Below are 22,979 nucleotides of genomic sequence, written 5' to 3' on the forward strand. Positions count from 1 at the left end.
TCTTTTTAAGAGTCGGTTGAGCAAGAATCGGAAAAATCAAAAAATCGCTTATTCGCTTGATACTAAGCACTTTATTTGTCACTTCCTTTCTTATCCTTTCCAACCAATTTTGGAGGACTAAGATATTCTTGACATCCTGCTCCTCGTTGTTCATGGCGATGTAAACCGAGATCGCACCGACCACAGCAACAACGCCAGCGATGGCATAACAGAGCTTCACGACGAAAGGCACGTACTTCGCAATCTCCTCCGTGACGGTTGCCAGAGCATCAGTACCGGCTGTGTAATCACCAGCGGCGTTCTGGGCATAGGTGGCAATGGTGCCACAGAGGAGCATCAAGGCAAGCGTCTTCATTCGCTTGGCTCCAAACAGATTTTTCGCAATTGTTTTGATTTTCTTCATTTGCTTTCTTTTGATTTACTTAATTTGTTACTACACACAATTATCTCTCCTGCAGGTTGAGATGTTTTTGTTATCCTTAATCTTTTGTACCTATACTATGTTATAGCCGAAGAAGGCAGGGAACAGGATGGTGGCACCTATCATGAAAAGGCATGCGCCGATAAGCATCATGATGGACTTGGTTACATCTCCTTCGCCTGTATTCATCTTTATATATATCTGTAGTGCGCCAATGATGGCAACTATGGCTGATATGGCATAAAGGAGATAAACCACGTAGAGCATCATGGTCACAGTGAAATCGTGGGCATTGCTAAGAGCATCAGCTCCCCAGCTGTAATCAACACCACCACATTTGGCAGATGCCGACATGGGCAAGAGGAGCATGATGCCTGCAATGGCAAACAATTGATTGTATTTACATCTTATCTCTGGCATTCTTCTTCTCTATTTTTCGTTTGTTATGCTTCTCGTTGAGATTCTGCATAAACTCATCAGCAAAGAAACTGCACTGAGTCTTGGGGTCGATATGCTCCAAGTGCGCATCATTCTCTTCATTGAGTTCCTGGCTTGTTACGGGTTGCTCCGTCTGGGACGGTTGTGGAGTTTCCTCAGCTACAGGAGGATTGACTGCTACTGATTTGCCTGTTGGGTTCAAAACTCTAAGTCCATCCTCCGTAACCTGTTCTGTATATGTGGGGACGCTTAAATCGGGGTCATCGTTGTGCTCTTCCACCGCAACAGGCTGCTCCTCGTTGGCCATGTCACTGACATCATAGGTCTCTTCTTCTGTACTTTTTTCACCTTTCTTTCTGTGGAGGTCTAAAGTGATCTGCACTGCGAAGTACACCACATAAGCAAAGGTTAGGACGAGTGCAAATATTACAAATCCTGACATTGTTCAATTTGATTTTTATGTTATCCAATATAATTATTATCATACTCGGAAGATAGACGCTTATCCTGTGTTATCCCGAAAATCAGTGCAAAGGAACATATAATTCAACGAACAAAGAAAAATTGCAGGGTTAAGCGTATCATACTTAACACACATTACAAAAGAAGTATGATTTTCTTTGAATAATCATACTATAAGGAGCGACTTTAATAAAAAAAGAGGCTCCGTTGAAGGAACCTCTCGAATAGTAGCATTGACAGTAGGGGATATATGTTATACTGATTTCATAATACCGTTTATAACATCGTTGACATCCTTATAATTGGAATATCTGTGTGATTCATCAACGGTTTGACAACTATAGGCGTTTGTTATCCTTTGGGTGGCTTTAATACCTGCATCATCGTTGTCAAGGAAACAATGAATACATGTATAATCTGCAAGAAAAGGAAGCAGTAATTTTACGTTGCTGACAGAGTTGAGAACGATATAGTCACAGTCTTCATCGATACATAAACCAATATCCACCCCCCATTTCTTGACGCTGGCATAAGTCAGCATGTCGAAAAGACCTTCAAAGACACAACAATGTGAGCATTGAGTGCCAGATGGACGGACTATGGATATTGATTTTTTACCAATGCTCCTCTTGCTGTACTTGTTACGTGCTTCCATACCGCCTTCTATGTTCTCAAATGCAATGGCATAATAATGCTTATCATAGATGCTATAGTGAACTTCTTTACAGAACTCCTTTGCTACATCATAGTCAACACGGCGTTGCAGGATATAATCTCGAAGATAAGGATGCGATAACTCAGCAATTAAATCGATTACAGTATGTGCATCCTTGTCTTCGCCCCGACTCATTCTTTGGCTTTGCTTCCAGATCTCCTTTTCTTCTTGCTCTTTCATTCTTGCCAAAAAATCAGCTGCAAAATCAAGGTTGTGCTGTCGAATTTCGTTCTCCAGGAATGAAAGAACTTCATGGCTATTCCAGGTTGGTTTCATCTTCTGCACAAGGTTAATGATATTACCTCCTTGACCTTCGCCATAGTCATACCATAAGTTTTTGACAGGATTGACATTGAAAGAAGGAGATTGCTCTGACCTAAATGGGGACAGATACCAATAGTTTCCTTTGAAGACATGAGACTTATGGCAGCCTTGTGTTTCAAGGAACTGGATGATGCTTACAGATTTGATTTCGTCTATTGTCATTACTCTATGTATTTACGGGCAATCGTAGTTTATTATATATATACCCTTTAAACTTAAACTCATAAACTTATTTTTGAGGTCGAGGAATGGGGTGGTAGTGATAGCCGTCTTTACTCTTGGTTATCAGCTTACGCTCGTAGAATATCTTTAGCATTTCTTTTATTGCGTTATCCCCACGCTTGTAGCCTTCTTCCGCATAGGATGCACCAAGAGCCTTCACTAACTCAAGATACTTCTGTGGTGGCTCGTTGCCAAATACTTTCTGCAATACTCTTGTGTGAACATCGTCAGAAAGAGATGTGAGAGGTTTGTCTTTTGGCTTCACAACTGTAACATGATACCCCACATCAAGTACAGGTAGAGAATTGTCATCGATGTAAAACGCCCAGGAGGAGAACTCCTTGTCACGCATATGCATAGGCTTCACCTCACTGATATTGGCATCTTGCTTGTCTTTGCTAATAATCAGTACTGTCTCAGCCTTGTTCTCTAACTCTGTTCCTATATGACCACGAGTGTTATTGTCATTCTTGTTCAGATGCAATACACAGTGTATATGCAGATTGTATTTGCTCGTCCATGCCATTAGCATCGTCATCACATCGGTGGACTCCTTAGCGTTGTTGATGTCATACATGAGGTCACGAAGACCATCTATGATGACAAGGCCAACACCTTCAAATGTTCTGAGAGCATAGTCAATGAGAGCAATACGTAGAGAAGGGGTGAACTCCCTGAGCCCATAGAATCTGATGCGTTTATCTTCCTTGTTCAAACTAAGACCTGCCAAACGATAAATACGCTCAATCACATTATGACAGTGGAACTTACTTTGCTCGGTGTCAAAATATAGGATCATACGCTTCCCCTCTGGCAGACTTGCACGGTAGTTAAGTACAGTTGTATTAGTGACGGCAGCTGCTACCATTGCGGTGATATTGAAAGTCTTTTTGCTTTTTGCCTTTCCTGTTGATGCACTGAAATTGCCAAAGGTGGCAATGGTGCAATCTCCAACCCAGAGTATCTGAGGAGGGACGGGTGGCTTCTCAGAGGCTTTTATTTCTCCTTGCCTGAGATAACTGTCAAGTTCATTGTCGTTGAAACTGCTTTTACATAGCATCCCAACTTCAAGTGAACCTGTTTCTGGTTCATCTTTGTCCCCTTTACTGTTTCTTCCTCTTGCCATTATTTTGTCTGTTTTGTTGCTTACACTTTGATGGGTCTATAACAACCTCGGATTTTTCCAGAAGGGCAGTCAGCTGGACATCAGAATAAATCCTGGTCATGTTCTTCTTTCGGCCTTTCATCTAATTAGTCTTTTGCTGTTTCTTTCCTTTCAAACGAACAGTGGTTAGAGCGCATCCATCTCACTATCTCTTTCCGGTCAAAATAGATTGTCTTGCCCTTGGGCTTATAATGCGGAATCTCCATGTTCATCGTGAGCTTATATATCTGCGACTGTGAAACGCCAAGATATTCTGCGAGTTCAGTGGTTGTGAGCATTTCCTTAGTGATATACAAACTGTTTTCAATCTTTTTCAAACGTTCTTCAAGCACTTCAGGCTCGACAGCTTTGAGCTCACGGACTGTGATTTCTAACAACTCCACGCGTTTTGCGAGAATCTCTATGTCAATTTTCTTGTTTGCCATAATTACATGTATTAAATATTAGACAATGAGGGAGCTACCCCCGAAACGGAATCGATTCGGCGGCAAAGTTACCCTTTATATGTCGGCGGCAACTGACTATCCTCCTGACAGTTTATTTTGTCAGGAGGATTGAAAGGGGAATTTGCTTTCAGTTGCTTACTTTAGTTTATTTCATTGCATTTCTTTCAGTTGATTTACAAGATTTGAATAAGCTTCATTTGGAAACGGTTGTGTTGATGCCCTAAGTTCTGTCAGGCGTGAACTAATTGCACCACGAGATGATGGCTTCATGGTTTTCTGAGGTGAAAGCAACTTGTTGTCTGCTATGAGCGATACCCAATTATGGGGGATCATCTTTTGCATTGAGAGAGCAAACATGAATTGAAGCACATGACGCATGTTCTGGACAACAAGGGGACGCTTCAACTTGCATTTGAAAAACAAATCCACAGTTCTTTCATCAACTGTATCAACAAAGAAATTCGACTCATTGGCGAATTGCGTGATGAGTCGAATCTGATTTTCATTGAAAGTTGCCAAGGAATGTGGAGTTTCAACCACGTATTCAATGTGGTTGAATGAATGAACCATTTCTAAGAAATCTTTCTTCTCAAACTCTGGCAACTTGAAGAATTTTTCTACTAAATCCTTTCTTGTTGTAAGCAACTCATAGATGCTGAAAAGATTCTTGAAATGGTTGCGGATAGATTCTTCTTCCTGAGAGAAAACGGGAAGATGATAACTGATAAAGTCGTTAACATAGCGGTCATACAACTTGCTATCATTAACGATTTCCGACTGGTACTGCTCGTATGCAGCACGAAAGAATGTCCAAAGCTCATCTTTGGAAGGCTCATTCTCTTGTTCTGGGCAATGATTAGAACACTGCAAACACAAAAAGAGAGAGCACAGAGGAGTTTTTCTTCTGACTCATAATGCTTTTTGTTATTGAAAAAATATATAATAAAAGTCCGCATGAAAGGGCGGACGAATACATGTTATCTCTACTTGTAAACGATATATATAGTGTCATATTGGTGCAAAATTACAATATTACGGTGCAGTCTATTTGCACAGCTTGATATTTATTATATGTTACAATCATTTTGGGATATAAAATGAAAAATCTACATCAGAAAGTCCAATGTAGATTTCAATTGTAAGATGATATGGAAGATTATTTTCTTCTATTCGGTCGTTGGCGCAAGATTTGATTTATCTCATCAGGAGTCATAGGAGCCTCAGTCTTGCATCCAGATTCAAGCCATTTAATAAGGTCATCTTTGAAGAAAGTGTATTTCTTGCCTTTCTTGTTGACAGGAATCTGGCCATTTTGGATGTACAGGTACATGGTGGATTTCTTGATTTTGAGAAAATCACATGCCTCCTTCACATCCATAGGTATATGTTGTGAGGTTGATGGTTTATTGGTCTGCCGGATTTCTTCACGCAAGACATCAATAGATTGTTCAAGCAAATCACATTTCCTGAGGATATTGGCCATTACTCTTGGAATGTCATTAAAAGTTATCTCTTCGTACTCCATATAGTATTCTTCCATTAGTTATGATAGTGAAATTTGTAATCGTTGTTATCGGGCACATCAATTCCAATAACACACTTACCTCTTTGTCTAAGTGTTCTTCTCATGCTTTCAATCTCAACGTCCTGAAGTTCTTGGAGGAAGCATTGTTTGATAAAAGTCGCTCTCTTTTGTCCACTCCAACCAAGTCTCTCACCGATGTTCCATGCATAGTGTCTAATATCAAGAGTGTTGAGTTTACCATTTGTATAAACAGGAATAATACAAGAATCTGGTACCTCATATAGTTTGATATTCTGGTTTAGTATTTCCAAGTTATCGTCAGTCATGTAGGGTGAGAAAACTGCATAAGTGTATTCTGAAACAGCATCAAATATAGCACTTTTCCTGCTTTGCTGTTTAGCAATATAACGTTCACGCATTATCGTGACCTTATCTGTTTCATGAGAGTTGATCCCAGGATTGATGCTATTGTTGATGACAAAATCCCTAATGGCCTGAGATTTGAAGATACTGAAAACCGTGCATACACAGATAACACATAGAAAATAATAGAATATCATCGGCAAAGAAAAGAATACCTTCTCTGTCTGAGAGGTATGGCTCAGGTTTGTAATCGCTCCAAGAATTGTTGGAGCGATTACAACCAAAGCAACGGTTACGAGATTTGAAATGAGAAGAATCAAAAAGTTCTCTTTTAGCTTTTTTATCATTGCAACTGTACTTTTTTCGAGTTTTATGAATGCAAAGTTAGAGAGAAATCTTCTATTTACTACTATTTAGCACCAACAAAATGACCGCCCTAAACATTATTTATATTTCTCTGTTTCAGCGTTTTACATAGTGATTTTGCTTTCACTTTTTTGTTTTGCTTATATCTTCTTTTCGGTTAGTTTCTGTTTGATTATTTTCACTTTCTGTTGTTTGTAATCCGCCTTTCACATTCGTTAACGTAATTCTGTTGGCTGCTTCGCGTGTTTTGGGGTCTGCATGTGATGCGTATATCTGTGTTGTGCTCACATTCTTATGATTGAGTAGATGCTGTACTGTATAGATGTCCGTACCCATTTCGAGCTGCAGTGAAGCATAAGTATGGCGGAAGCAATGAAAGGTGATGTGCTTGGTGATTCCTGACGCTTTAAGCCATTGCTGCATTACTCCGTAGGTCATAGACCTGCTGAAACCTTCAAATACGTATTCATCAGTAGTTTTGGGCATGATAAGTGCATAAGCATCTTCTCCAATAGGAACCTTTGTTTGTCTCTTTGTTTTCACACATTCAAAATCCAGATAGTGCCCACCATCTGCATAGCTACAAACATTATTCCATTTGAGGTTGAGTATATCACTGATACGCAGTCCGCTCAGACAGGAGAACAGAGCAGCTTTCCGAACAACAGGCTCAGAGCATTCTGTGTTATAAAGTCTCCTGACCTCTTCCAATGAGAGACTTTGCTTTACAGGCGGCGTACAAGGTATGTTATCTAACAGACTTGCAATATCGTCGGTAAAACGTCTTTCACGATAAGCCTTTGTCAAGACTTGCTTGAATATATTCCAATAGGCGGAAGCCGTGTTTCTTGATAAAGGCTTATTGACAATGTTTCTACCTCTTGACGATACTTTTGTATCAAGAAGATATTCCTTATACTTGTTACAGTACACCACATCAAGCATCTCAAAAGTACATTTGCCCTTGCAAAACTTCTCGAATTGTTTATACGCAGCATCACATTTTGCAAAGTTCCTGTTCACCATTTCTTTGAAATAGATCAGAAAATCTTCTTTAAGCCTGTCTTGATTAAAGAAGTCGTACTTCTCGTTAATTACATCAATGAACACTCTACAACGGATGGCTTCTGCCTTTGAGAGGATGATTTCATTGTACTGCTTCTGCTGGGCATTGATTGGATTGGCATAGATATACAAGCCAAGTGAGCGACGACGAATTAACTCCATCGTCTCAGGGTCTCTGTACCCGGGCCAGAAGTCCAGGAACAGGGATTTGGTTCCGTTGCGCCTATCTCGCATTCGGAGTTTGACAGATTTACATACTTGCATATTGTTTTATTATTATTTGTTTTTGATGCAAAATTCCTAAATGATACAATGTTGACCTCAGTAAAGAGAAAGTAAATCGTACTAATCAAGAGTAATTGATAGTAAATCGTCTTTTGAAAGACGTTTTTCCATCAATCTGTCGAACTCTTCTTTTCTGAAATATATGCATTTCTTCTTCTTTACTTTTGTGATTTTATAGCGTTTTACATAATAATGAACTATATCTTTTGATAAATGATACTTCTTCATTGCCTCCTCAACAGTGTAATATCGTTCGCGACCATCAAAATCTCCATTTTTCACTTGTTCGATATGCTGTTTAGAATAGTAGGTAGTACCATACTCCACCTTTGCGGGAATTTGATGGCGGTAGATAAAGGAGCGTACAGCTTCTGCTGTCATCTTATATGTTGAACGCATCTCTTCCGGTGTAATCCAGTCTGTAATTTCTGAATAGTTGTTCTTCAAATTATACAGCACATCTATGGCTTTCTTCTCATAGAAGTTAAATCCTTTGAGTGCAATCTTTGGCGTTTTATGCTCCCTGGTCATTACACCTACATGTTTAACTCCCACCTTGAACATCTCTGCAACCTCTTCAGTTGAATAATAGCCATCTGGGGTTGGTGGACATTTCTTCTCCTGGTGTTGAGCTTGGAAAACAAGCTTTTCGTCTCCGTCTGACTTTTCAGCTACTTTTGCATTTGCCATTCGTTCACGCATGACTTTATCAAAGTCAGTACGGAATATCATAGTAAACTTTCCACGTTTTTCCGTTCTGACATCAAAATGCTTCAAGGTGTAACTTACTTGGTCTTTTGATATGCCATATTTTTCCATTGCCTCTTCATAGGTACTCCAGTCCGGATCGATACTATCGTCCTTGCGTTTGATACAATCAATATGCACCTTGGAGTAGAAGACTTTACCATTACGGTTTACTCGCGGAACTTTGTGGCGCATCACAAAAGTGATAACAGCTGTCCTTGTCATATTATACATCTCCATGATTTGGTCAGCAGTGTAATAATTATCAATGTCAATCTCTTCAAGGAGATCAGCAAAATGTGCGTCAATGGCTTTCTTGCTAAAGAAGGTATTGCGCCCTTCGTATATCTTGGGGATGCCCAAACGGTCACAACGCCCCCATACAGCCTTACGGCCGATTTTGTACTTCTCCATGATTTCCTGAAGAGTATAGTATTCCTGCTCCTCCTTTCTCTGATAGCGTCTTTTCCGATAGGGAGTGGCATCATCAAACACACGTTCAATGTCTGAGTATCTCACAAACGTCTTATTTCTTATCTTTACGGCTTTGATTAAGCCTGTCTGGAAATAACGATACACTGTAGGAAGACTGACATCGAACAGAACGCTCACGTCCTCGGGGGATAAAAATGCCTTATCCCGCAGAGAGATGTTCCTCTCAGCGTTTAGAAGAGATTCGGCATTTTCCTTCTCCCTTTTTTTCTTTTCCGCCTCGCGTCTCCGAAATGCGACACGTTCACACCCTCGACAGCAGTACTTGAACGACATTTTGGAAGCAACGAACGCTTTTCCGCATACTCCACATTCTTTAATTATCTCCATTTTACGCTTGCAATTCTGATGTTTTTTGCTGTAAAAGACCCCCGATTTTGTCTCAGTCTTTATCACATTTTTTCAGTATTTCTCACGAGTGCCCTGCATAGCGGTTGTGACGGATAATGGAGGATTCTCAGTATTTCTCACGAGGTGTCCAAAATAGCGTTTTGCCATTCCATTTGTTCGCACGATTGAAACGCAGGAACGAAATTTGGGCCAAAGTTACCTCGAAAAACTGGTATCAACAAATTACAAATGGAAAGTGTTAAAACGAAAAAAGCCACCAAAATGGTGGCTTATAAGCAGTTACAAAAACGTTTTGCAAGTATGATCAGGCGGTCTATTTACCGATGCAAAAGTGGGAGAAGATGTTGGTGAGAACTTCATCGGGCGTGATAAGGCCACGGCCTGTGATCTCTGATATAGAATGGAGACACTGGCGGAGGTCGTCGCTAAGGAGATCACCACTGAGTCCACAGTCGATGCCTTCAATGACTCGCGACAGGGCTTGATGAGCCTGACAGAGCGAGTCGTAGTGGCGAGCTGAGGTGACGATGACGTCGTTGGCGGTTATGGACGGCAGATTGGCTGCTGAGAAGATGGCCTCAGACAACTTACCGATGTTGACGCCGCCACGAGCACTTATACCGATGACCTCAGCATCAGGGATGAGGGTGCGAAGATGGGGGGTGAGGTCGCTAAGGTCGGTCTTGTTGTTGACGACGATAAGCTGGCGGTCGGCACAGCGGGAGAGCATGTCGGCGATGTCGGCTGCCGAAGGGATGGCATCGACGAGCCAGAGGACGATGGTGGCCTCGGTAATCTTCTTGTATGCTAACTTAATGCCTATCTGTTCGATGGTGTCGGACGTGGTGCGAAGACCAGCGGTGTCGATAAAGCGGAAGGTGACACCATGGATGTCGATGAGGTCTTCGATAGTGTCGCGGGTGGTGCCATGAATATCGCTGACGATGGCTTTCTCCTCACCGACAAGGGCGTTGAGGAGGGTGCTCTTTCCGACATTGGTCTTTCCGACTATGGCCACGGGGATGCCTTGTTTCACTGCCTGACCAGAAGCGAAGGTGTCGGCAAGACGGGTGAGATGGCTGTCGATGTCAAGTGCCAACTGTCTCAGCTGTCCACGATCGGCAAACTCGAGTTCCTCGTGGTCGCTGAAGTCGAGTTCGAGTTCGACTAGCGACGTCATCTCTAACAGACGGTCGCGCAGCTGTGAGAGACTGTCGGTAATGGTGCCACGGAGCTGTCCGATGGCGATATGGTGTGTGGCCTTGTTAGTTGAAGCGATAAGGTCGGCGACAGCCTCGGCCTGTGTGAGGTCGAGACGTCCGTTGAGGAAGGCACGCTGAGTATATTCGCCTGCCGCTGCCTGTCGGCATCCCTCTTGGATGAGACGGCGTACGACCATGGCCATGACATAACGCGAGCCGTGGCACGAGATCTCTACCGAGTCCTCGCCTGTATAAGAGTGGGGTGCACGGAAGACACTGACGAGCACCTCGTCGATGACGGTGCCGTCGGTGTCGATGATGTTACCGTAGTGGATGGTGTGCGACTTGACATAAGAAATGTCGCGCGAGAAGACGCGACATGTGATGGAGATGGCCTCGGGACCCGACACCCTCACGATACCTATAGCACCACCTGTGGCCGTGGCTATAGCACAGATGGTGTCTGTGTTGGGATTTTTCATATCTTCTTTACCTTTTACTCTTTTGTCCGGATTATATCCTTTCCAACACTTTCTTCACGAGGTCGTCGATGGTGTTCTTATAGGTGAGATTGACATTGCACGACCTGCGGTTGGCAATGACCATGCAACAGGTGACCGCCTTGTGGCCCATGAGCTTTGACAGACCTGCCACGGCGCTACTCTCCATCTCGAAATTACGCACGAGCAAACCCTCATACTGGAAACTCTCTATCTTCTCGTTGAGATGCGGGTCGGCAAGGGGGAGGCGCAGCTCGCGGCCCTGAGGTCCATAGAACCCGCCACAGGCAATGGTGATGCCCCGAAACATGTCGTCGGAGGCAATGCGGTCGAGAAGTTCGCAGTCGGCATCGACAGCATAGGGATGGCCTATCTGCTGCATGAGGGACGTATGACTGCGGAACGCTTCTTCGAGTTTCAGGTCGCACACCTCATGACGGCGGGCATAGAAGTTGAGGAGTCCGTCGAAGCCAATACTCTTTGCCGAGGCGATAAACGAGCCAACAGGGGTGTCGGTCTGCAGTCCGCCACAGGTGCCTATACGCACGATGGTGAGACAACGGAAGGTGTCGTTTTCCTCACGTGTGGAGAAGTCGATATTGGCGAGGGCATCGAGCTCGTTGAGCACGATATCGATATTGTCACATCCTATACCTGTGCTCACCACGGTGATACGCTTGTCGGCATAACGACCGGTGACGGTGGTGAACTCACGGTTGGATACCTCGCACTCGATGGAGTGGAGATGGGAAGCTACGAGGCTTACTCGTCCTGGATCACCCACGAGGATGACCTTGTCGGCGAGATGTTCGGGACGGAGATGAAGATGGAACACACTTCCGTCGGGGTTGATGATGAGTTCAGACTCAGCGAAATATTTCTTTGTTTTCTGCATATCTAATCTCCTTTGTCAGTTGATGAATCTCCTTTTCTATTGTCTCTATGTCGCGCTCTGCCTGAAGTATGGCGGAACGCATCTGACTCTTTTGCGACGCACTTGCAGAGGCGTAGCGTAAGCGGTTAGTCTCAAGCAAGTTGCACATCTCAGCTTGATGTTTTTGTTTAGCAGTAAGTTGGGCTATGCGAGAAGCGTTGTCCTTGGCCTTAAATTGAGACGGCGAGGTATAGACGGTATTGTCGTTGACCACAAACGAGAAGCTGTCGGCTGCGATGTCGTCACCACTAACGGCATTGCGGTCGTGGGCAGCCTGCAGACGAGAGAGGGCAGCCTGACGCTGTTTGCCGTCGCCCCATGTATCACTGATGGAATGGAGGGAGGCAAGACGCGACAGCTTAGCGTCGTCGATGTCGTCGTACCTCTCGCGCACCTCGGTGGGAATGAAGGTATAGATACACACCTTGCCCTCGGGCTGACGGCGGTCGGTGGCAAACCATCCGATATTGTCAAACTCATCCACGATATAGAAAAAGTCGTTAGCCTCGGAGTTGAACGGCATGCCTACATTCTCGGGTTTGAAGAAAGAGTTGTCAGAGGCATCGAAGCGGGTGACGTAGATGTCGTAGCCGCCGATACCCTCGTCGCTGACGGCAGAGAAATAGACCGTGACGCCATCAGCCATGACAAAGGGATAGTCGAAGACGGCACTGTCACCCAACTGCTCAAGTCCACGGAGAGGTTGGGGCGCTGTCCACGTTCCGTCGAGGAAGAAGCTACTGTAGAGTTTTTTTATACCTTTGGCATTGTTGGCAGCGAGACAACACTTGTCGCCCATCTCGTTGATGAAAGCCCCACCCTGCCCTATCTCAGGTCTGAAGAGTTCGTTTGCATAGCCTATCTTTCCCACCTCTGAGGGCAGACCGATGGCGGCAAGCATCTTCTCCTTGTCAACCACGAGACTATCGATGAACACAATCTTCTGTGTGGAGTAGCGCATCTCCTCCATGCGGGCAATATGAGCCACCTCGGCCTCTGTGAGCACCTTGACCTTAGCGGGTTTGGAACGGCGCTTCTGTGCGTTAGCGTCGGTAGTGCCCATGGTGATGAGAGACACGAGGGCAACGACGCATATCTTATACATTATTTTCATAATACTTCTGCTTTAATTCTTATCGTGTTGCAAAGATAATGTAAAACATCAAGAAAGACAAAAAAAAGTCCCCATCTTAATATTTTTTAAGACAGGGACAATATTATTAGGACTCAGATGAGTTATGCATTCTCTTCAGCAGCTTTCTTAGCAGTCGGCTTCTTGGCAGGTGCTTTCTTGGCAGGTTTCTCTGCAACAGCCTTCTTTGTGGTAGGCTTCCTTGCACAAGACTTCTTTTCTACCGCAGCCTTTGCCTTTGCCTCTGCTGCCTCCATCTTCTCGAGCTTGGTCTTGAGACGTGTGATCTCCTTATCCTTCATCTCAATCTCATCGCCTTGGTTGCGGATGGTGGTCATGAGGGCATTGAGTTCCTCGTTGTCGATCTCCTCAGGATAGAGGCTCTTGACACGATTGATAAAGTCGCCGAGGATATTCATATAGTTGGTGAAAGCATCGAACGGACCGCTATATATGCCTCGGTCGAGACCGACGTTAGACGGCTTGGTTGTCATAAAGCGGAAGTTGTTTGACGCCTGGAGGTAGTCCCAGTCTTGCGACAGGCGCACGTCGTTGACGATACGCACGCGATCAGCAACGCTATATAGCTTGTCGAACGCCTCGCGCTGCATGGCATTGCCGAGCCAACAGCTGACGTCACGTTCCTCATCGACCCAAGAGAGGGTGTCAGGCACGTCGATAGGAGCCACGCTCTTCATCTTGGCGCATATCTCAGACGGAGTGGAGAAGCAAATGCCTTTCTCCTTGGCGCATGCAGGCAGGGCGCGGAGGAACTCGAGGATGTTGGACGAGAGAGGCTGCGCCATGCCCAAGGCAGAGAGTTCCATGAAGATATTGATGAGCTGCTCCTCCTGCGGGAGGTTGGCGATGCGGTCGATATAGTTGTCGGCAAAGAGAGGATAGCCTTCCCACTCGCTGTTGTTGAAGCGGAGAGATATGTCGTCGCTGAGCTCCACGTCGCGGAGAAGAAGCTTAAGATTTGGCGCGATATTGCAGTTGTAGAGATAGTGAGGCGACTTCCATCCGAGGACGTGCTTGGCACCCTCGGTAAGCATACCTTTGAAGCCCATGGCAGCCACCTGTCCGCCGATGTCGTCGCTATAGATGAGCGACGAGTTACGGAGCACCTGTGGCTCCTTGCCGAAGTAGTCTTTCATCTTCTGGCACTGTTTCTTCACGTCGGCAGCGAACGCCTCCTCGTTGGCGAGCGACGACAGGCCGTGGCTGTAAGGCTCGGCGAGGAACTCTACGCAACCCGTGTTGTTGAGTTCCTGGAGTTTTGCGATGACCTGTGGTGCGTGCATCTCGAGCTGTTCCATTCCCACGCCCGAGATAGAGAAAGCCACCTTAAACAATCCGTTATTTTCGGCAATCATCTCGCCGATGGTGTTGAGAGCCGGCATGTACGACTTCTCAGCTATCTCTGTGATGCTTCTTTCGTTCTCATAGTCGTCGTAGTAGTAGTGGTCGATGCCTATGTCGAAGAAACGGTATCTCTTGAGATGTATGATCTGATGTATCTCAAAATATAAGCATATTGTTTTCATAATCACAATTTCTATTTTTGTCGTTTTTTTATTTTCTTTTTCTCAGGATTTTATGTCGTTAGTTCCAGCCTAAGGTTCGCAGATAGAGCGTACGAATCCATGCGCCCACCTTCTCCCATGTGATCTGATCAACCTCACGCTTGCCTTCTTCCTTAAGATAGGTGAAGAGGCTATCGTTGGCGCAGATGGCGTAGATGGCATCGGCAAGGGCGTGTATGTCCCAGTAATCGACCTTGATACAGTTGGTGAGGATCTCGGCACATCCGCTCTGCTTGGAGATAATCGACGGGGTGCCGCACTGCATCGCCTCGAGTGGCGAGATACCGAAGGGCTCGCTCACCGACGGCATGACATAGACATCAGAGTCTTTGAGGCACTCATATACCTGTTTGCCACGCATGAAGCCTGGGAAGTGGAACCGGTCAGCGATGCCGCGCTCGGCAGCCAACTGGATCATGGCGTCCATCATATCGCCTGAGCCAGCCATACAGAAACGGATATTGTTGGTGCGCTTGAGCACCATATTGGCAGCCTCGACGAAATACTCGGGACCCTTCTGCATGGTGATACGTCCGAGGAAGGTGACCACCTTGTCCTTGCCCGTATGGTCAGGACGAGGGATGTCGTCAAACTCTTTCTTGAGTGGATATACTGCATTGTGCACGGTGAAGCACTTGCGGGGATCCTGATGGTACTGATTGATAACGGTCTGACGGGTCAGCTCAGACACGCACATGATGCAGTCGGCCCAGTCCATACCGTTCTTCTCAATGGAATACACTGTGGGATTGACCTTGCCGCGGCTGCGGTCGAAGTCGGTGGCATGCACGTGTATGCAGAGAGGCTTGCCGCTGACCTGCTTGGCATGGATACCTGCAGGATAGGTGAGCCAGTCATGAGCATGGATAATGTCAAACTCCTCAGCACGAGCCACTTGTCCGGCGATGATAGAGTAATTGTTGATCTCTTCGTGAAGGTTGCCTGGATAACCGCCTGCAAACTCCATGGCGCCAAGGTCGTTGACGTTCATATAGTTGAAGTCGGCGTAGATATGGTCGCGCAGCTTGAAGTAATACTCGGGCGACATTACATTGCCACAACGCTCTTTGACGTAGTCGTAGCTGACGTCGCGCCAGGCGATAGGCACACAATTCATGGCAACAATACGACAGGCACTTGTGTCCTCGTCGCCGAAGGGACGAGGAAGACAGAGCACAGTCTCGACGTCGCCCTGGGCGTGAAGCCCCTGACTGATACCATAGTTGGCAGTGGCAAGACCGCCAAAGACATGAGGAGGATACTCCCAACCAAACATTAATACTTTCATATTCTTGTCCTCCTTATTTTATTTCTGATACGTATATTGCAAAGCAAGGAGCTTGATAGAGCGGAGCACCTCTGCCACATTCATCGCAAACGACATCGCACCACGGCCGTGGAACGGAGGATTGCCGTCGAAGAGTTCGGAGATGGAACCGAGGGCATGATAGTTCATCTCGTCCTCGTAGCCCACCATCTGGCGCTCTATAAAGCTCAATCGGGTGTTCTTGTACAACTTTAGGCAGGCCTCCATATAGAATCCGCCAAGCCATGGCCATGCCGTGCCCTGATGGTAGGCATAATCGCGCTGTGTCTGCGGACCAACATACATGGGGTTGTAGCCGCCACTCTTAGGAGAGAGAGAGCGAAGACCCTTAGGTGTGAGCAACTCACGTGTACATATGTCGAGCACGGAGCGCTTCTGCTCTTTCGACAGTGGCGAATAGTCGAACGCCACGGGGAAGATCATGTTTGGACGTACGCTCCAATCAACCATATTGCCATCGACATAGTCGTAGAGATAGCCGTACTCGTTGAGGAACGTGCCGACGAACGACTCGCCGCACACCTTTGCCAACTCCTCGAGGTCGGCAGCCTCACGCTCGCGGCCATTGCCAGATGCAATGCTTGCGCAGAACTTCAAAGCATTATACCAAAGGGCGTTAAACTCAACGATATATCCTGAACGGGGAACGACAGGACGGCCGTATGCCGTGGAATTCATCCAGGTGATAGCCTTGTCGCGACCATCGCTATAGAGCAGGCCGTTGTCGTCGAGACGGAGGTTAGGATGATTGCCGTCGATAATGTAGTGGATAATCTCCTCAAGGAGCTGGCCATACATCTCGGTACACCTCTCCTTACCAGCGAACTTAGCGTACTGCTGGATGGACCATATAGCCCACAGAGGCACGTCGGGCTGGTCGATCTCGTAGATCTTGCCGGTGACAGGCTTGCCAGCCATAAACTCGCGCAGAGCTTTGGACGCCGTCTTCATCACAAACTCGAAATAGTCTTGCTCGTCGATGGCAAGGGTGAGACCAGGCAGGGAGATGAACGTGTCGCGGGCGCGGCACTTAAACCAAGGATAGCCGGCAAGGAGATAACGGTCGTCGTTCTTCTCGCGGATATGGAACTGGTGGGCGGCATTGACGAGACAATGGAAGAAATTGTCGCGTGGTGCGCGGCTCTCCACTTCCTCCTCAAACAGCTTAGACAGCTTGCCCGTCTTTATCTCACTCGTAGAAGCGGAAAAGACGATACTCTCACCTTTCTTTATAGGCATCTCGAAATATCCAGGCACGTAGAGATCCTCGTTAGAGGCGTAGCCACGCTCCTGCTCTTTCGGATACTCGATGCCACGATACCAGTCGGGATTGAAGATGAACTCGTTTTTCTTGCTGAACTGCATGTAGAGATAAGGATAGCCGGCATACATGCATGTACGGATACCATTATCCACTTCGTCGTAAGCCCGGCTGGCGGTGGAGTTCTCGTGAGTGAACTGACGCACGCTGCGGAAAGCCATGAACGGGCGGAAGCGCAGTGTCGTTGCCGAATGGCCATCGACGAGGGTGTAACGAAGAAGGATTCGGTCTTCATAATGCTGGAACACCACTTCCTTTTTTAGCACAACGCCTCCCACTCGATAGATGGTGGTAGGCACTTTGTCACAATCAAACTCTCTGATGTACTTGTGACCTTTAGGGCTGTAATTATTGCCTTGATACTTGTGCAGGCCGAGGTTGAACTCAGCACCATGCTGAACCACTGTAACGTCGAGCGAAGAGAGCAAAACGTGGTTTTCGTCATCGAGCTCAGGCACGGGCACAACGAGCAAACCATGATACTTGCGCGTGTTGCAATCTACGATGGTAGAACAAGCGTAAGCTCCAGAACGATTCGTTCTCAACAATTCACGACGCAATGACTCTTCAAGATTAGTCATTACAGCTTTTTCAAATCGTAAATAACTCATAGTTCCTATCTTAAGGTAATTTATACGAAGTTAGTTTTAATATTATCTTGTGAAAAGGGAAAGGTCATTTAACGGACTCTCTCTCCAATCCACCCCAAAGTTAGTAATTTTGTTTCGTTCTACCAAACAAAAGTCTGATTTTTTTCAGAAATAGTGTGATTTTAGGCTTTTTTAAACACTTTTTTAATGAAATGGCAGCAATAGTCGTATTATTTATGGTGTTTTATCGTGATTTTTCAGCGTGGAATGATGAAGTTTATCACTTCTTGTTCGACGGTTATCTCACACTCGCCTGAAAGACGTCCGACGAGCCTGCCATCGACACCTACAAGAGCCTGGGAGGCCTTGATGACCTCCACCTTGCGGGCACGATAGGGACGCACACCACGATGGTTAAGGAAACGGCCAGTGAACAGGAGCCAGAAGCCTTCGAGGAGTTGGAGCAGTTCGGTGGGAACGACGAGCGACACATCGACCATGCCATTATACGGCACAGCATTGGGTGTCTGTCCGTAGCCTGGTCCGCTGCCTATGCAGACGTTCATCACCTTGCGATCGATGAGGTCGCCGTTTATCTTCAGCCGCATCTTGTATTCCATGCGGTGAAAGATGAGGAGGAGGGCTGAGACGAGAAAAGAGAGGGTGCGGGAGCCAAGGAGACTGCGTGTCTGGCGGCGGAGGTTCATCATGTCGGCTATGAGACCGATGTTGATACAATTGATGAAATAACGTTTGTGCCCCTCGCCCTCCTTGTCGGCATAGTGCATACAGCCAAGGTCGATCTTACGCACACGATGACCGAGAAGGGTCTGGATGGAAAAGGATACGTCGCCTTCTTTCAAGCCCCAGAACTTTGAGAAGTCGTTGAGCACGCCATTGGGGATGACACCGAGCGAGATGGTGTCGCGCAGCTCAGACGGACAGTCCATAAGGCAGTTGACGGCGTCGTTGAGGGCTGAGTCGCCTCCAACGATGACTATGGTCTTGTAAGAGTTGTCGATAAACATCTTAACCAGTCGTTCGACACTACTCTCCGACTCGCTCTGCACCAAATCGTACTCAACATTATTAGTCTTCAGCATATCCTCGAGTCGGCTACGGTATTTCCTTGTGTTGGCTGACGAGCCTTTTGGGCAGAAAAGGATGCCCCATTTTGTATGTTCTAATGCCATAGTTTCTTTATCTCTTCAATTTTTGTTTCCATTGGCCATGCGGCTTCAATCCAGTGTATCTTAGTGCCACGTCGCTCCATACCCCTGAACCAGGTCATCTGCCGTTTGGCAAACTGGTGTATGGCAATCTCGAGCTGACGGAACATCTCGTCGTAGGTGAGTTTTCCGATGACATATTCGGTAACGTACTTATACTCAAGACCATAATAAATAAGGTCTGCTGCAGAGATGCCGCGGGCGAGCAGTGAGCGTATCTCATCAACCATGCCTTCGTCGAGTCGGGCCTTGAGGCGATGGGTGATCTTCGCCCTTCGTTCCTCTCGGTCGATATTCACGCCGATGACGAGGGTGTCGATAGAAGGTATGACGGCACTCTCGGTGGGGTGTTCGCCATTGAACGTCTCGATCTCGATGGCTCTGATGGCCCTTTGAACCGAATCGACATCAGTGATGTTGTGCATCACCGAGCCATTCTGCCGTTTTAGTTGTTGTAGCATCGCAGAGAGTTCAGCGAGCGACCTCCCCTCAAGTCTCTTGCGTAGCTCTTTGTTTTCAGGAACAGACGCGAGATGATAAGCCTTGATGACAGACTCTACATACAGTCCTGAGCCCCCACAGAGAACCACATTCTTCCCCCGCGAGGTGATGTCGTCATAGGCCTTGATGAAATCGTGCTGATACTGGAAGATGTTGTACTTCTCGCCTGGCTGCACGATGTCGATGAGATGATACGGCACCTGTCGGCCATGGACGGTGTAGTCGGCAAGATCTTTGCCTGTACCAATATCCATTGCCTTATACACCTGACGGGAGTCGGCGCTAATGATCTCAGCGTCTATATCGGCGGCAAGGGCGGCGGCGAGGGCAGTCTTTCCGCAAGCCGTAGGACCTACGATAGCTATCATCATAATCTCTTTCTTCGCTTTTACTGAAAAAGCCGCCCATGGAGCAAGTGCCCCTGGGCGGCTCAATTTAACCTTTTCTTGAAAAAGTGGTTTAGTCGAATCGAATTAACCGTTAACCTTCTTCATGTGGGCTATGAGCTCGAGCACCTTGTTAGAGTAACCGATTTCGTTGTCATACCAAGATACAACCTTAACGAATGTATCGGTAAGAGCGATACCAGCCTTAGCGTCGAAGATAGAAGTGCGGGTGTCGCCAAGGAAGTCAGAAGAAACTACTGCATCCTCAGTGTAACCCAGAACACCCTTCAGTTCGCCTTCAGAAGCTTCTTTCATTGCTGCACAGATCTCAGCGTATGTAGCAGGCTTAGCGAGGTTTACTGTCAGGTCAACAACAGACACGTCAAGAGTAGGAACACGCATAGACATACCTGTCAGCTTGCCGTTGAGCTCAGGGATAACCTTACCTACAGCCTTTGCAGCACCTGTAGAAGATGGGATGATGTTGCCAGAAGCAGCACGACCACCACGCCAGTCCTTCATAGAAGGTCCGTCAACAGTCTTCTGTGTAGCTGTTGTAGAGTGAACAGTTGTCATCAAACCGTCTGTGATACCGAACTTGTCGTTCAGAACCTTGGCGATAGGAGCCAGACAGTTAGTTGTACAAGATGCGTTAGAAACGAACTGTGTTCCCTTCTCATACTTGTCAAAGTTTACACCACATACGAACATTGGAGTGGCGTCCTTAGAAGGAGCTGACATTACAACGTACTTTGCACCAGCCTCGATATGAGCCTGAGCCTTCTCCTGAGTAAGGAAGAGACCTGTTGACTCAACAACGTACTCAGCCTCAACCTCGTTCCACTTCAGGTCAGCTGGGTTGCGCTCTGCTGTTACGCGGATCTTCTTTCCGTTAACAATCAGCTGGCTGTTCTCTACGTCTGCCTCGATTGTGCCCTGGAAAGCACCGTGCATAGTGTCATACTTCAACATGTAAGCGAGGTAATCTACTGGGCAAAGGTCGTTAATACCTACTACCTGAATGTCGTCGCGAGTCTGAGCTGCGCGGAAAACGAAACGGCCGATACGACCAAATCCGTTAATACCAATCTTAATCATTTTACTTCTTTATTATTATTAAAGGGTTAAATATGCTCTCTTTTTACTATCATTGCTCCGAATAAGGCTGAAAAACATGCAAAAACACACTTTATTTCGCCTTCACGAGCTTTTTTTTCTCCTTTTCGGGCGCAAAGTTACAAATAATTTTTTAATTTTGCACAAAAATCAAGCATTATTTAATATAAAAAATTTAAAGTATGGGTAAATTTATCAATGAATTCAAAGAATTTGCCGTAAAAGGCAATGCTGTGGACATGGCTGTCGGTGTTATCATCGGTGGCGCTTTCGGCAAAATAGTGACGTCGATCGTCAACGACATCATCATGCCTCCGATAGGATGGCTGATAGGGGGCGTAAACTTCTCTGAACTGAAATGCGAACTGCCTACAGTGAAAATAGCTGGTGAAGAGCTGGCTGCCGCCACCATCAACTACGGTGCATTTATACAGACCATCATCGACTTTACGATCATCGCCTTCTGCGTGTTTATGCTTGTGAAAGGTATCAACAAGCTAGCAAAGAAGAAGAAGAAGGAAGAAGAAAAGCCTGCTGCCCCTCCTGCTCCGTCAAAGGAAGAGCTCTTGCTTACTGAGATTCGCGACCTCTTGAAGAATAAATAATCTTGGAGTTGATTTAATAGTTGACGAGTTGACGAGCAAACAAGTTGATAGTCTAACCAGAATGCAACAAGTGTAGCAACTCGTCAACTCGTTCACTTGTCAACTTGTTTACTTGTCAACTTGTTTACTTGTCAACTAAAAATTATACATTGTCTGCTCCGCAATGAGGACAGATGCCGAGATGAGCTATGCGTTGTCCACAGTTGCCACAACGGTAGCTCTCGCCTTTTAAGGAACGATGCTGGTGGACGGCATAGACGAAATACGACACGAGCAACGGATAGCCTATATAATATAAGGTGGAAATGCTGAACAAGACATAATCGACCGCACATACGGCCGCCAAGCCCATAGTGTAAAGGACTGCCTCGCCAAACGAGAAACCGCGAATGATGTCGTCGAGGGCGGCGATAGAGACTATGAGGATGGTCCATACTAATGCCATGAAGAACGACAATATGGGTGGCAAGACGAAGGGATTGAGGCTGGGATGATAATAGAAATGGCGCCACACCTCTGGGGCGAAATTCTGTATAGTGGCATAAACCACTGCTGCAGTGGATACCAGCAGTGTCAACGACATGGGAAAGACCGAGTTGAAGTCATTCCAGTGTACGATCATAGCCCTACGCCTGCGGATGAGCCTGATGCTATAGGCGGCACCCACCACGACAAGGAGGGCAAGGAAGATGAGCAGGTGGGAGTCGGAGAAGAAATCGATAAACCACGAGATGGGATCATCGGGTTTCACATTACCAAGCATGCTACTCTCTTGTATCCAGCCTTGTGTAGTCTGGTCATGGGCGAGTTTCACCCAAACGGAATCGATGGTGTCTGTAGGGACATAGACGATGTCGGCCACTACCACACGTTCTCCTGGAGGGATGACGACTGAGTCTTCACCTTGATATGCGAGGTTGTCCCCCCGTTCATCGCTACGCAGTTCGTAGAGGACCATAGAGTCGCCCTTGACCACGAAGTTGAAGTTCTGCGTATAATGGTGTGTACTATAGAACGAGATAGAGTCTTGCTGTTTGTCTGTAAGGCTCCAAGCGTCGGGAGTCTGACTCGCCTGATTATAACAAGACGAGAGCGATGCTGCAAGGAAGAGCAGCAAGCAAAACATGTGGCAGATTATTTTCATTATCTTATTTGTTTACACG

General features: G+C 46.3%; 22 protein-coding genes. 1 reads left to right on the forward strand and 21 read right to left on the reverse strand.

Annotated elements, in window-relative coordinates; genetic code table 11:
- The 20 genes from CIK99_RS09165 to gap form a co-directional block, all read right to left on the reverse strand.
- Positions 1 to 403, reverse strand: a 403-nt coding sequence (locus CIK99_RS09165; protein WP_094381228.1) for a DUF4134 family protein, incomplete at its 3' end; no start/stop codon positions are given.
- A gap of 90 nt (positions 404 to 493) precedes the next feature.
- The gene (locus CIK99_RS09170; RefSeq protein ID WP_094381229.1) at positions 494 to 841 is read right to left on the reverse strand and encodes a DUF4134 domain-containing protein; all 348 of its coding nucleotides are present in this window, start codon (positions 839 to 841) and stop codon (positions 494 to 496) included.
- Positions 822 to 1,301, reverse strand: coding sequence for a hypothetical protein (locus tag CIK99_RS09175; RefSeq protein ID WP_094381230.1), 480 nt, complete (start codon positions 1,299 to 1,301; stop codon positions 822 to 824). The genes CIK99_RS09170 and CIK99_RS09175 overlap by 20 nt, the downstream gene beginning before the upstream one ends.
- 273 nt (positions 1,302 to 1,574) lie before the next feature.
- Entirely contained in the window at positions 1,575 to 2,522 is a 948-nt protein-coding gene (locus tag CIK99_RS09180) for a toprim domain-containing protein (protein WP_094381231.1), read from the reverse strand.
- A gap of 67 nt (positions 2,523 to 2,589) precedes the next feature.
- Positions 2,590 to 3,708, reverse strand: coding sequence for an AAA family ATPase (locus tag CIK99_RS09185; RefSeq protein WP_094381232.1), 1,119 nt, complete (start codon positions 3,706 to 3,708; stop codon positions 2,590 to 2,592).
- A 125-nt stretch (positions 3,709 to 3,833) separates the two neighbouring features.
- On the reverse strand, positions 3,834 to 4,172 hold the full coding sequence (locus tag CIK99_RS09190; RefSeq protein WP_094381233.1) for a helix-turn-helix domain-containing protein: 339 nt from the start codon (positions 4,170 to 4,172) through the stop codon (positions 3,834 to 3,836).
- A gap of 171 nt (positions 4,173 to 4,343) precedes the next feature.
- Positions 4,344 to 5,063 carry a hypothetical protein gene (locus CIK99_RS09195; RefSeq protein WP_254047769.1) on the reverse strand — a complete coding sequence of 240 codons (720 nt, stop codon included), beginning with the start codon at positions 5,061 to 5,063 and terminating at the stop codon, positions 4,344 to 4,346.
- Between the two features lie 286 nt (positions 5,064 to 5,349).
- Positions 5,350 to 5,718: a helix-turn-helix domain-containing protein gene (locus CIK99_RS09200; RefSeq protein ID WP_254047770.1), complete on the reverse strand. Its 369-nt coding sequence runs from the start codon at positions 5,716 to 5,718 to the stop codon at positions 5,350 to 5,352.
- Between the two features lie 14 nt (positions 5,719 to 5,732).
- The gene (locus CIK99_RS09205) at positions 5,733 to 6,428 is read right to left on the reverse strand and encodes a hypothetical protein (protein WP_094381236.1); all 696 of its coding nucleotides are present in this window, start codon (positions 6,426 to 6,428) and stop codon (positions 5,733 to 5,735) included.
- Between the two features lie 142 nt (positions 6,429 to 6,570).
- Positions 6,571 to 7,674, reverse strand: coding sequence for a tyrosine-type recombinase/integrase (locus tag CIK99_RS09210; RefSeq protein ID WP_371591007.1), 1,104 nt, complete (start codon positions 7,672 to 7,674; stop codon positions 6,571 to 6,573).
- A gap of 183 nt (positions 7,675 to 7,857) precedes the next feature.
- The gene (locus CIK99_RS09215; RefSeq protein ID WP_254047771.1) at positions 7,858 to 9,432 is read right to left on the reverse strand and encodes a helix-turn-helix domain-containing protein; all 1,575 of its coding nucleotides are present in this window, start codon (positions 9,430 to 9,432) and stop codon (positions 7,858 to 7,860) included.
- Positions 9,433 to 9,700: 268 nt separating this feature from the next.
- Complete coding sequence (mnmE, locus tag CIK99_RS09220) at positions 9,701 to 11,071, reverse strand: tRNA uridine-5-carboxymethylaminomethyl(34) synthesis GTPase MnmE (RefSeq protein WP_094381239.1); 1,371 nt, start codon at positions 11,069 to 11,071, stop codon at positions 9,701 to 9,703.
- 31 nt (positions 11,072 to 11,102) lie between these two features.
- Positions 11,103 to 11,984 carry a nucleoside phosphorylase gene (locus tag CIK99_RS09225; protein ID WP_094381240.1) on the reverse strand — a complete coding sequence of 294 codons (882 nt, stop codon included), beginning with the start codon at positions 11,982 to 11,984 and terminating at the stop codon, positions 11,103 to 11,105.
- Positions 11,956 to 13,137, reverse strand: a complete 1,182-nt coding sequence (locus CIK99_RS09230) for a hypothetical protein (RefSeq protein WP_094381241.1) — start codon at positions 13,135 to 13,137, stop codon at positions 11,956 to 11,958. The genes CIK99_RS09225 and CIK99_RS09230 overlap by 29 nt, the downstream gene beginning before the upstream one ends.
- A gap of 122 nt (positions 13,138 to 13,259) precedes the next feature.
- Complete coding sequence (locus tag CIK99_RS09235; RefSeq protein WP_094381242.1) at positions 13,260 to 14,702, reverse strand: glycoside hydrolase family 57 protein; 1,443 nt, start codon at positions 14,700 to 14,702, stop codon at positions 13,260 to 13,262.
- 58 nt (positions 14,703 to 14,760) lie between these two features.
- On the reverse strand, positions 14,761 to 16,029 hold the full coding sequence (locus CIK99_RS09240) for a glycosyltransferase family 4 protein (RefSeq protein WP_094381243.1): 1,269 nt from the start codon (positions 16,027 to 16,029) through the stop codon (positions 14,761 to 14,763).
- Between the two features lie 18 nt (positions 16,030 to 16,047).
- Positions 16,048 to 17,970, reverse strand: coding sequence for a glycogen debranching enzyme N-terminal domain-containing protein (locus CIK99_RS09245; RefSeq protein WP_094381244.1), 1,923 nt, complete (start codon positions 17,968 to 17,970; stop codon positions 16,048 to 16,050).
- A 266-nt stretch (positions 17,971 to 18,236) separates the two neighbouring features.
- The gene (locus CIK99_RS09250; protein WP_094381245.1) at positions 18,237 to 19,172 is read right to left on the reverse strand and encodes a diacylglycerol kinase family protein; all 936 of its coding nucleotides are present in this window, start codon (positions 19,170 to 19,172) and stop codon (positions 18,237 to 18,239) included.
- Positions 19,163 to 20,077 carry a tRNA (adenosine(37)-N6)-dimethylallyltransferase MiaA gene (gene miaA / locus CIK99_RS09255; RefSeq protein ID WP_094381274.1) on the reverse strand — a complete coding sequence of 305 codons (915 nt, stop codon included), beginning with the start codon at positions 20,075 to 20,077 and terminating at the stop codon, positions 19,163 to 19,165. The genes CIK99_RS09250 and miaA overlap by 10 nt, the downstream gene beginning before the upstream one ends.
- 105 nt (positions 20,078 to 20,182) lie before the next feature.
- A complete protein-coding gene (gap, locus tag CIK99_RS09260; protein WP_094381246.1) occupies positions 20,183 to 21,193 on the reverse strand; it encodes a type I glyceraldehyde-3-phosphate dehydrogenase in 1,011 nt (336 codons plus the stop codon).
- Positions 21,194 to 21,393: 200 nt separating this feature from the next.
- On the opposite strand from gap, the gene mscL reads away from it, so the two are divergent.
- Positions 21,394 to 21,816: a large-conductance mechanosensitive channel protein MscL gene (mscL, locus tag CIK99_RS09265; RefSeq protein ID WP_094381247.1), complete on the forward strand. Its 423-nt coding sequence runs from the start codon at positions 21,394 to 21,396 to the stop codon at positions 21,814 to 21,816.
- Between the two features lie 142 nt (positions 21,817 to 21,958).
- Here mscL and CIK99_RS09270 read toward each other — a convergent pair whose 3' ends face one another.
- A complete protein-coding gene (locus CIK99_RS09270; RefSeq protein ID WP_094381248.1) occupies positions 21,959 to 22,960 on the reverse strand; it encodes a beta-carotene 15,15'-monooxygenase in 1,002 nt (333 codons plus the stop codon).
- Positions 22,961 to 22,979 lie beyond the last annotated feature (19 nt).

It is taken from the genome of Prevotella sp. P5-92, assembly GCF_002251245.1.
GTDB lineage: Bacteria > Bacteroidota > Bacteroidia > Bacteroidales > Bacteroidaceae > Prevotella.

Bases quoted from the DNA above. Each gene is read 5' to 3' on its own strand.
- CIK99_RS09170 (WP_094381229.1), bottom strand. From the start codon at position 841: ATGCCAGAGATAAGATGTAAATACAATCAATTGTTTGCCATTGCAGGC.
- CIK99_RS09175 (WP_094381230.1), bottom strand. From the start codon at position 1,301: ATGTCAGGATTTGTAATATTTGCACTCGTCCTAACCTTTGCTTATGTG.
- CIK99_RS09180 (WP_094381231.1), bottom strand. From the start codon at position 2,522: ATGACAATAGACGAAATCAAATCTGTAAGCATCATCCAGTTCCTTGAA.
- CIK99_RS09185 (WP_094381232.1), bottom strand. From the start codon at position 3,708: ATGGCAAGAGGAAGAAACAGTAAAGGGGACAAAGATGAACCAGAAACA.
- CIK99_RS09190 (WP_094381233.1), bottom strand. From the start codon at position 4,172: ATGGCAAACAAGAAAATTGACATAGAGATTCTCGCAAAACGCGTGGAG.
- CIK99_RS09200 (WP_254047770.1), bottom strand. From the start codon at position 5,718: ATGGAGTACGAAGAGATAACTTTTAATGACATTCCAAGAGTAATGGCC.
- CIK99_RS09205 (WP_094381236.1), bottom strand. From the start codon at position 6,428: ATGATAAAAAAGCTAAAAGAGAACTTTTTGATTCTTCTCATTTCAAAT.
- CIK99_RS09210 (WP_371591007.1), bottom strand. From the start codon at position 7,674: ATGGAGTTAATTCGTCGTCGCTCACTTGGCTTGTATATCTATGCCAAT.
- mnmE (WP_094381239.1), bottom strand. From the start codon at position 11,071: ATGAAAAATCCCAACACAGACACCATCTGTGCTATAGCCACGGCCACA.
- CIK99_RS09225 (WP_094381240.1), bottom strand. From the start codon at position 11,984: ATGCAGAAAACAAAGAAATATTTCGCTGAGTCTGAACTCATCATCAAC.
- CIK99_RS09230 (WP_094381241.1), bottom strand. From the start codon at position 13,137: ATGAAAATAATGTATAAGATATGCGTCGTTGCCCTCGTGTCTCTCATC.
- CIK99_RS09235 (WP_094381242.1), bottom strand. From the start codon at position 14,702: ATGAAAACAATATGCTTATATTTTGAGATACATCAGATCATACATCTC.
- CIK99_RS09240 (WP_094381243.1), bottom strand. From the start codon at position 16,029: ATGAAAGTATTAATGTTTGGTTGGGAGTATCCTCCTCATGTCTTTGGC.
- CIK99_RS09245 (WP_094381244.1), bottom strand. From the start codon at position 17,970: ATGACTAATCTTGAAGAGTCATTGCGTCGTGAATTGTTGAGAACGAAT.
- CIK99_RS09250 (WP_094381245.1), bottom strand. From the start codon at position 19,172: ATGGCATTAGAACATACAAAATGGGGCATCCTTTTCTGCCCAAAAGGC.
- miaA (WP_094381274.1), bottom strand. From the start codon at position 20,077: ATGATAGCTATCGTAGGTCCTACGGCTTGCGGAAAGACTGCCCTCGCC.
- gap (WP_094381246.1), bottom strand. From the start codon at position 21,193: ATGATTAAGATTGGTATTAACGGATTTGGTCGTATCGGCCGTTTCGTT.
- mscL (WP_094381247.1), top strand. From the start codon at position 21,394: ATGGGTAAATTTATCAATGAATTCAAAGAATTTGCCGTAAAAGGCAAT.
- CIK99_RS09270 (WP_094381248.1), bottom strand. From the start codon at position 22,960: ATGAAAATAATCTGCCACATGTTTTGCTTGCTGCTCTTCCTTGCAGCA.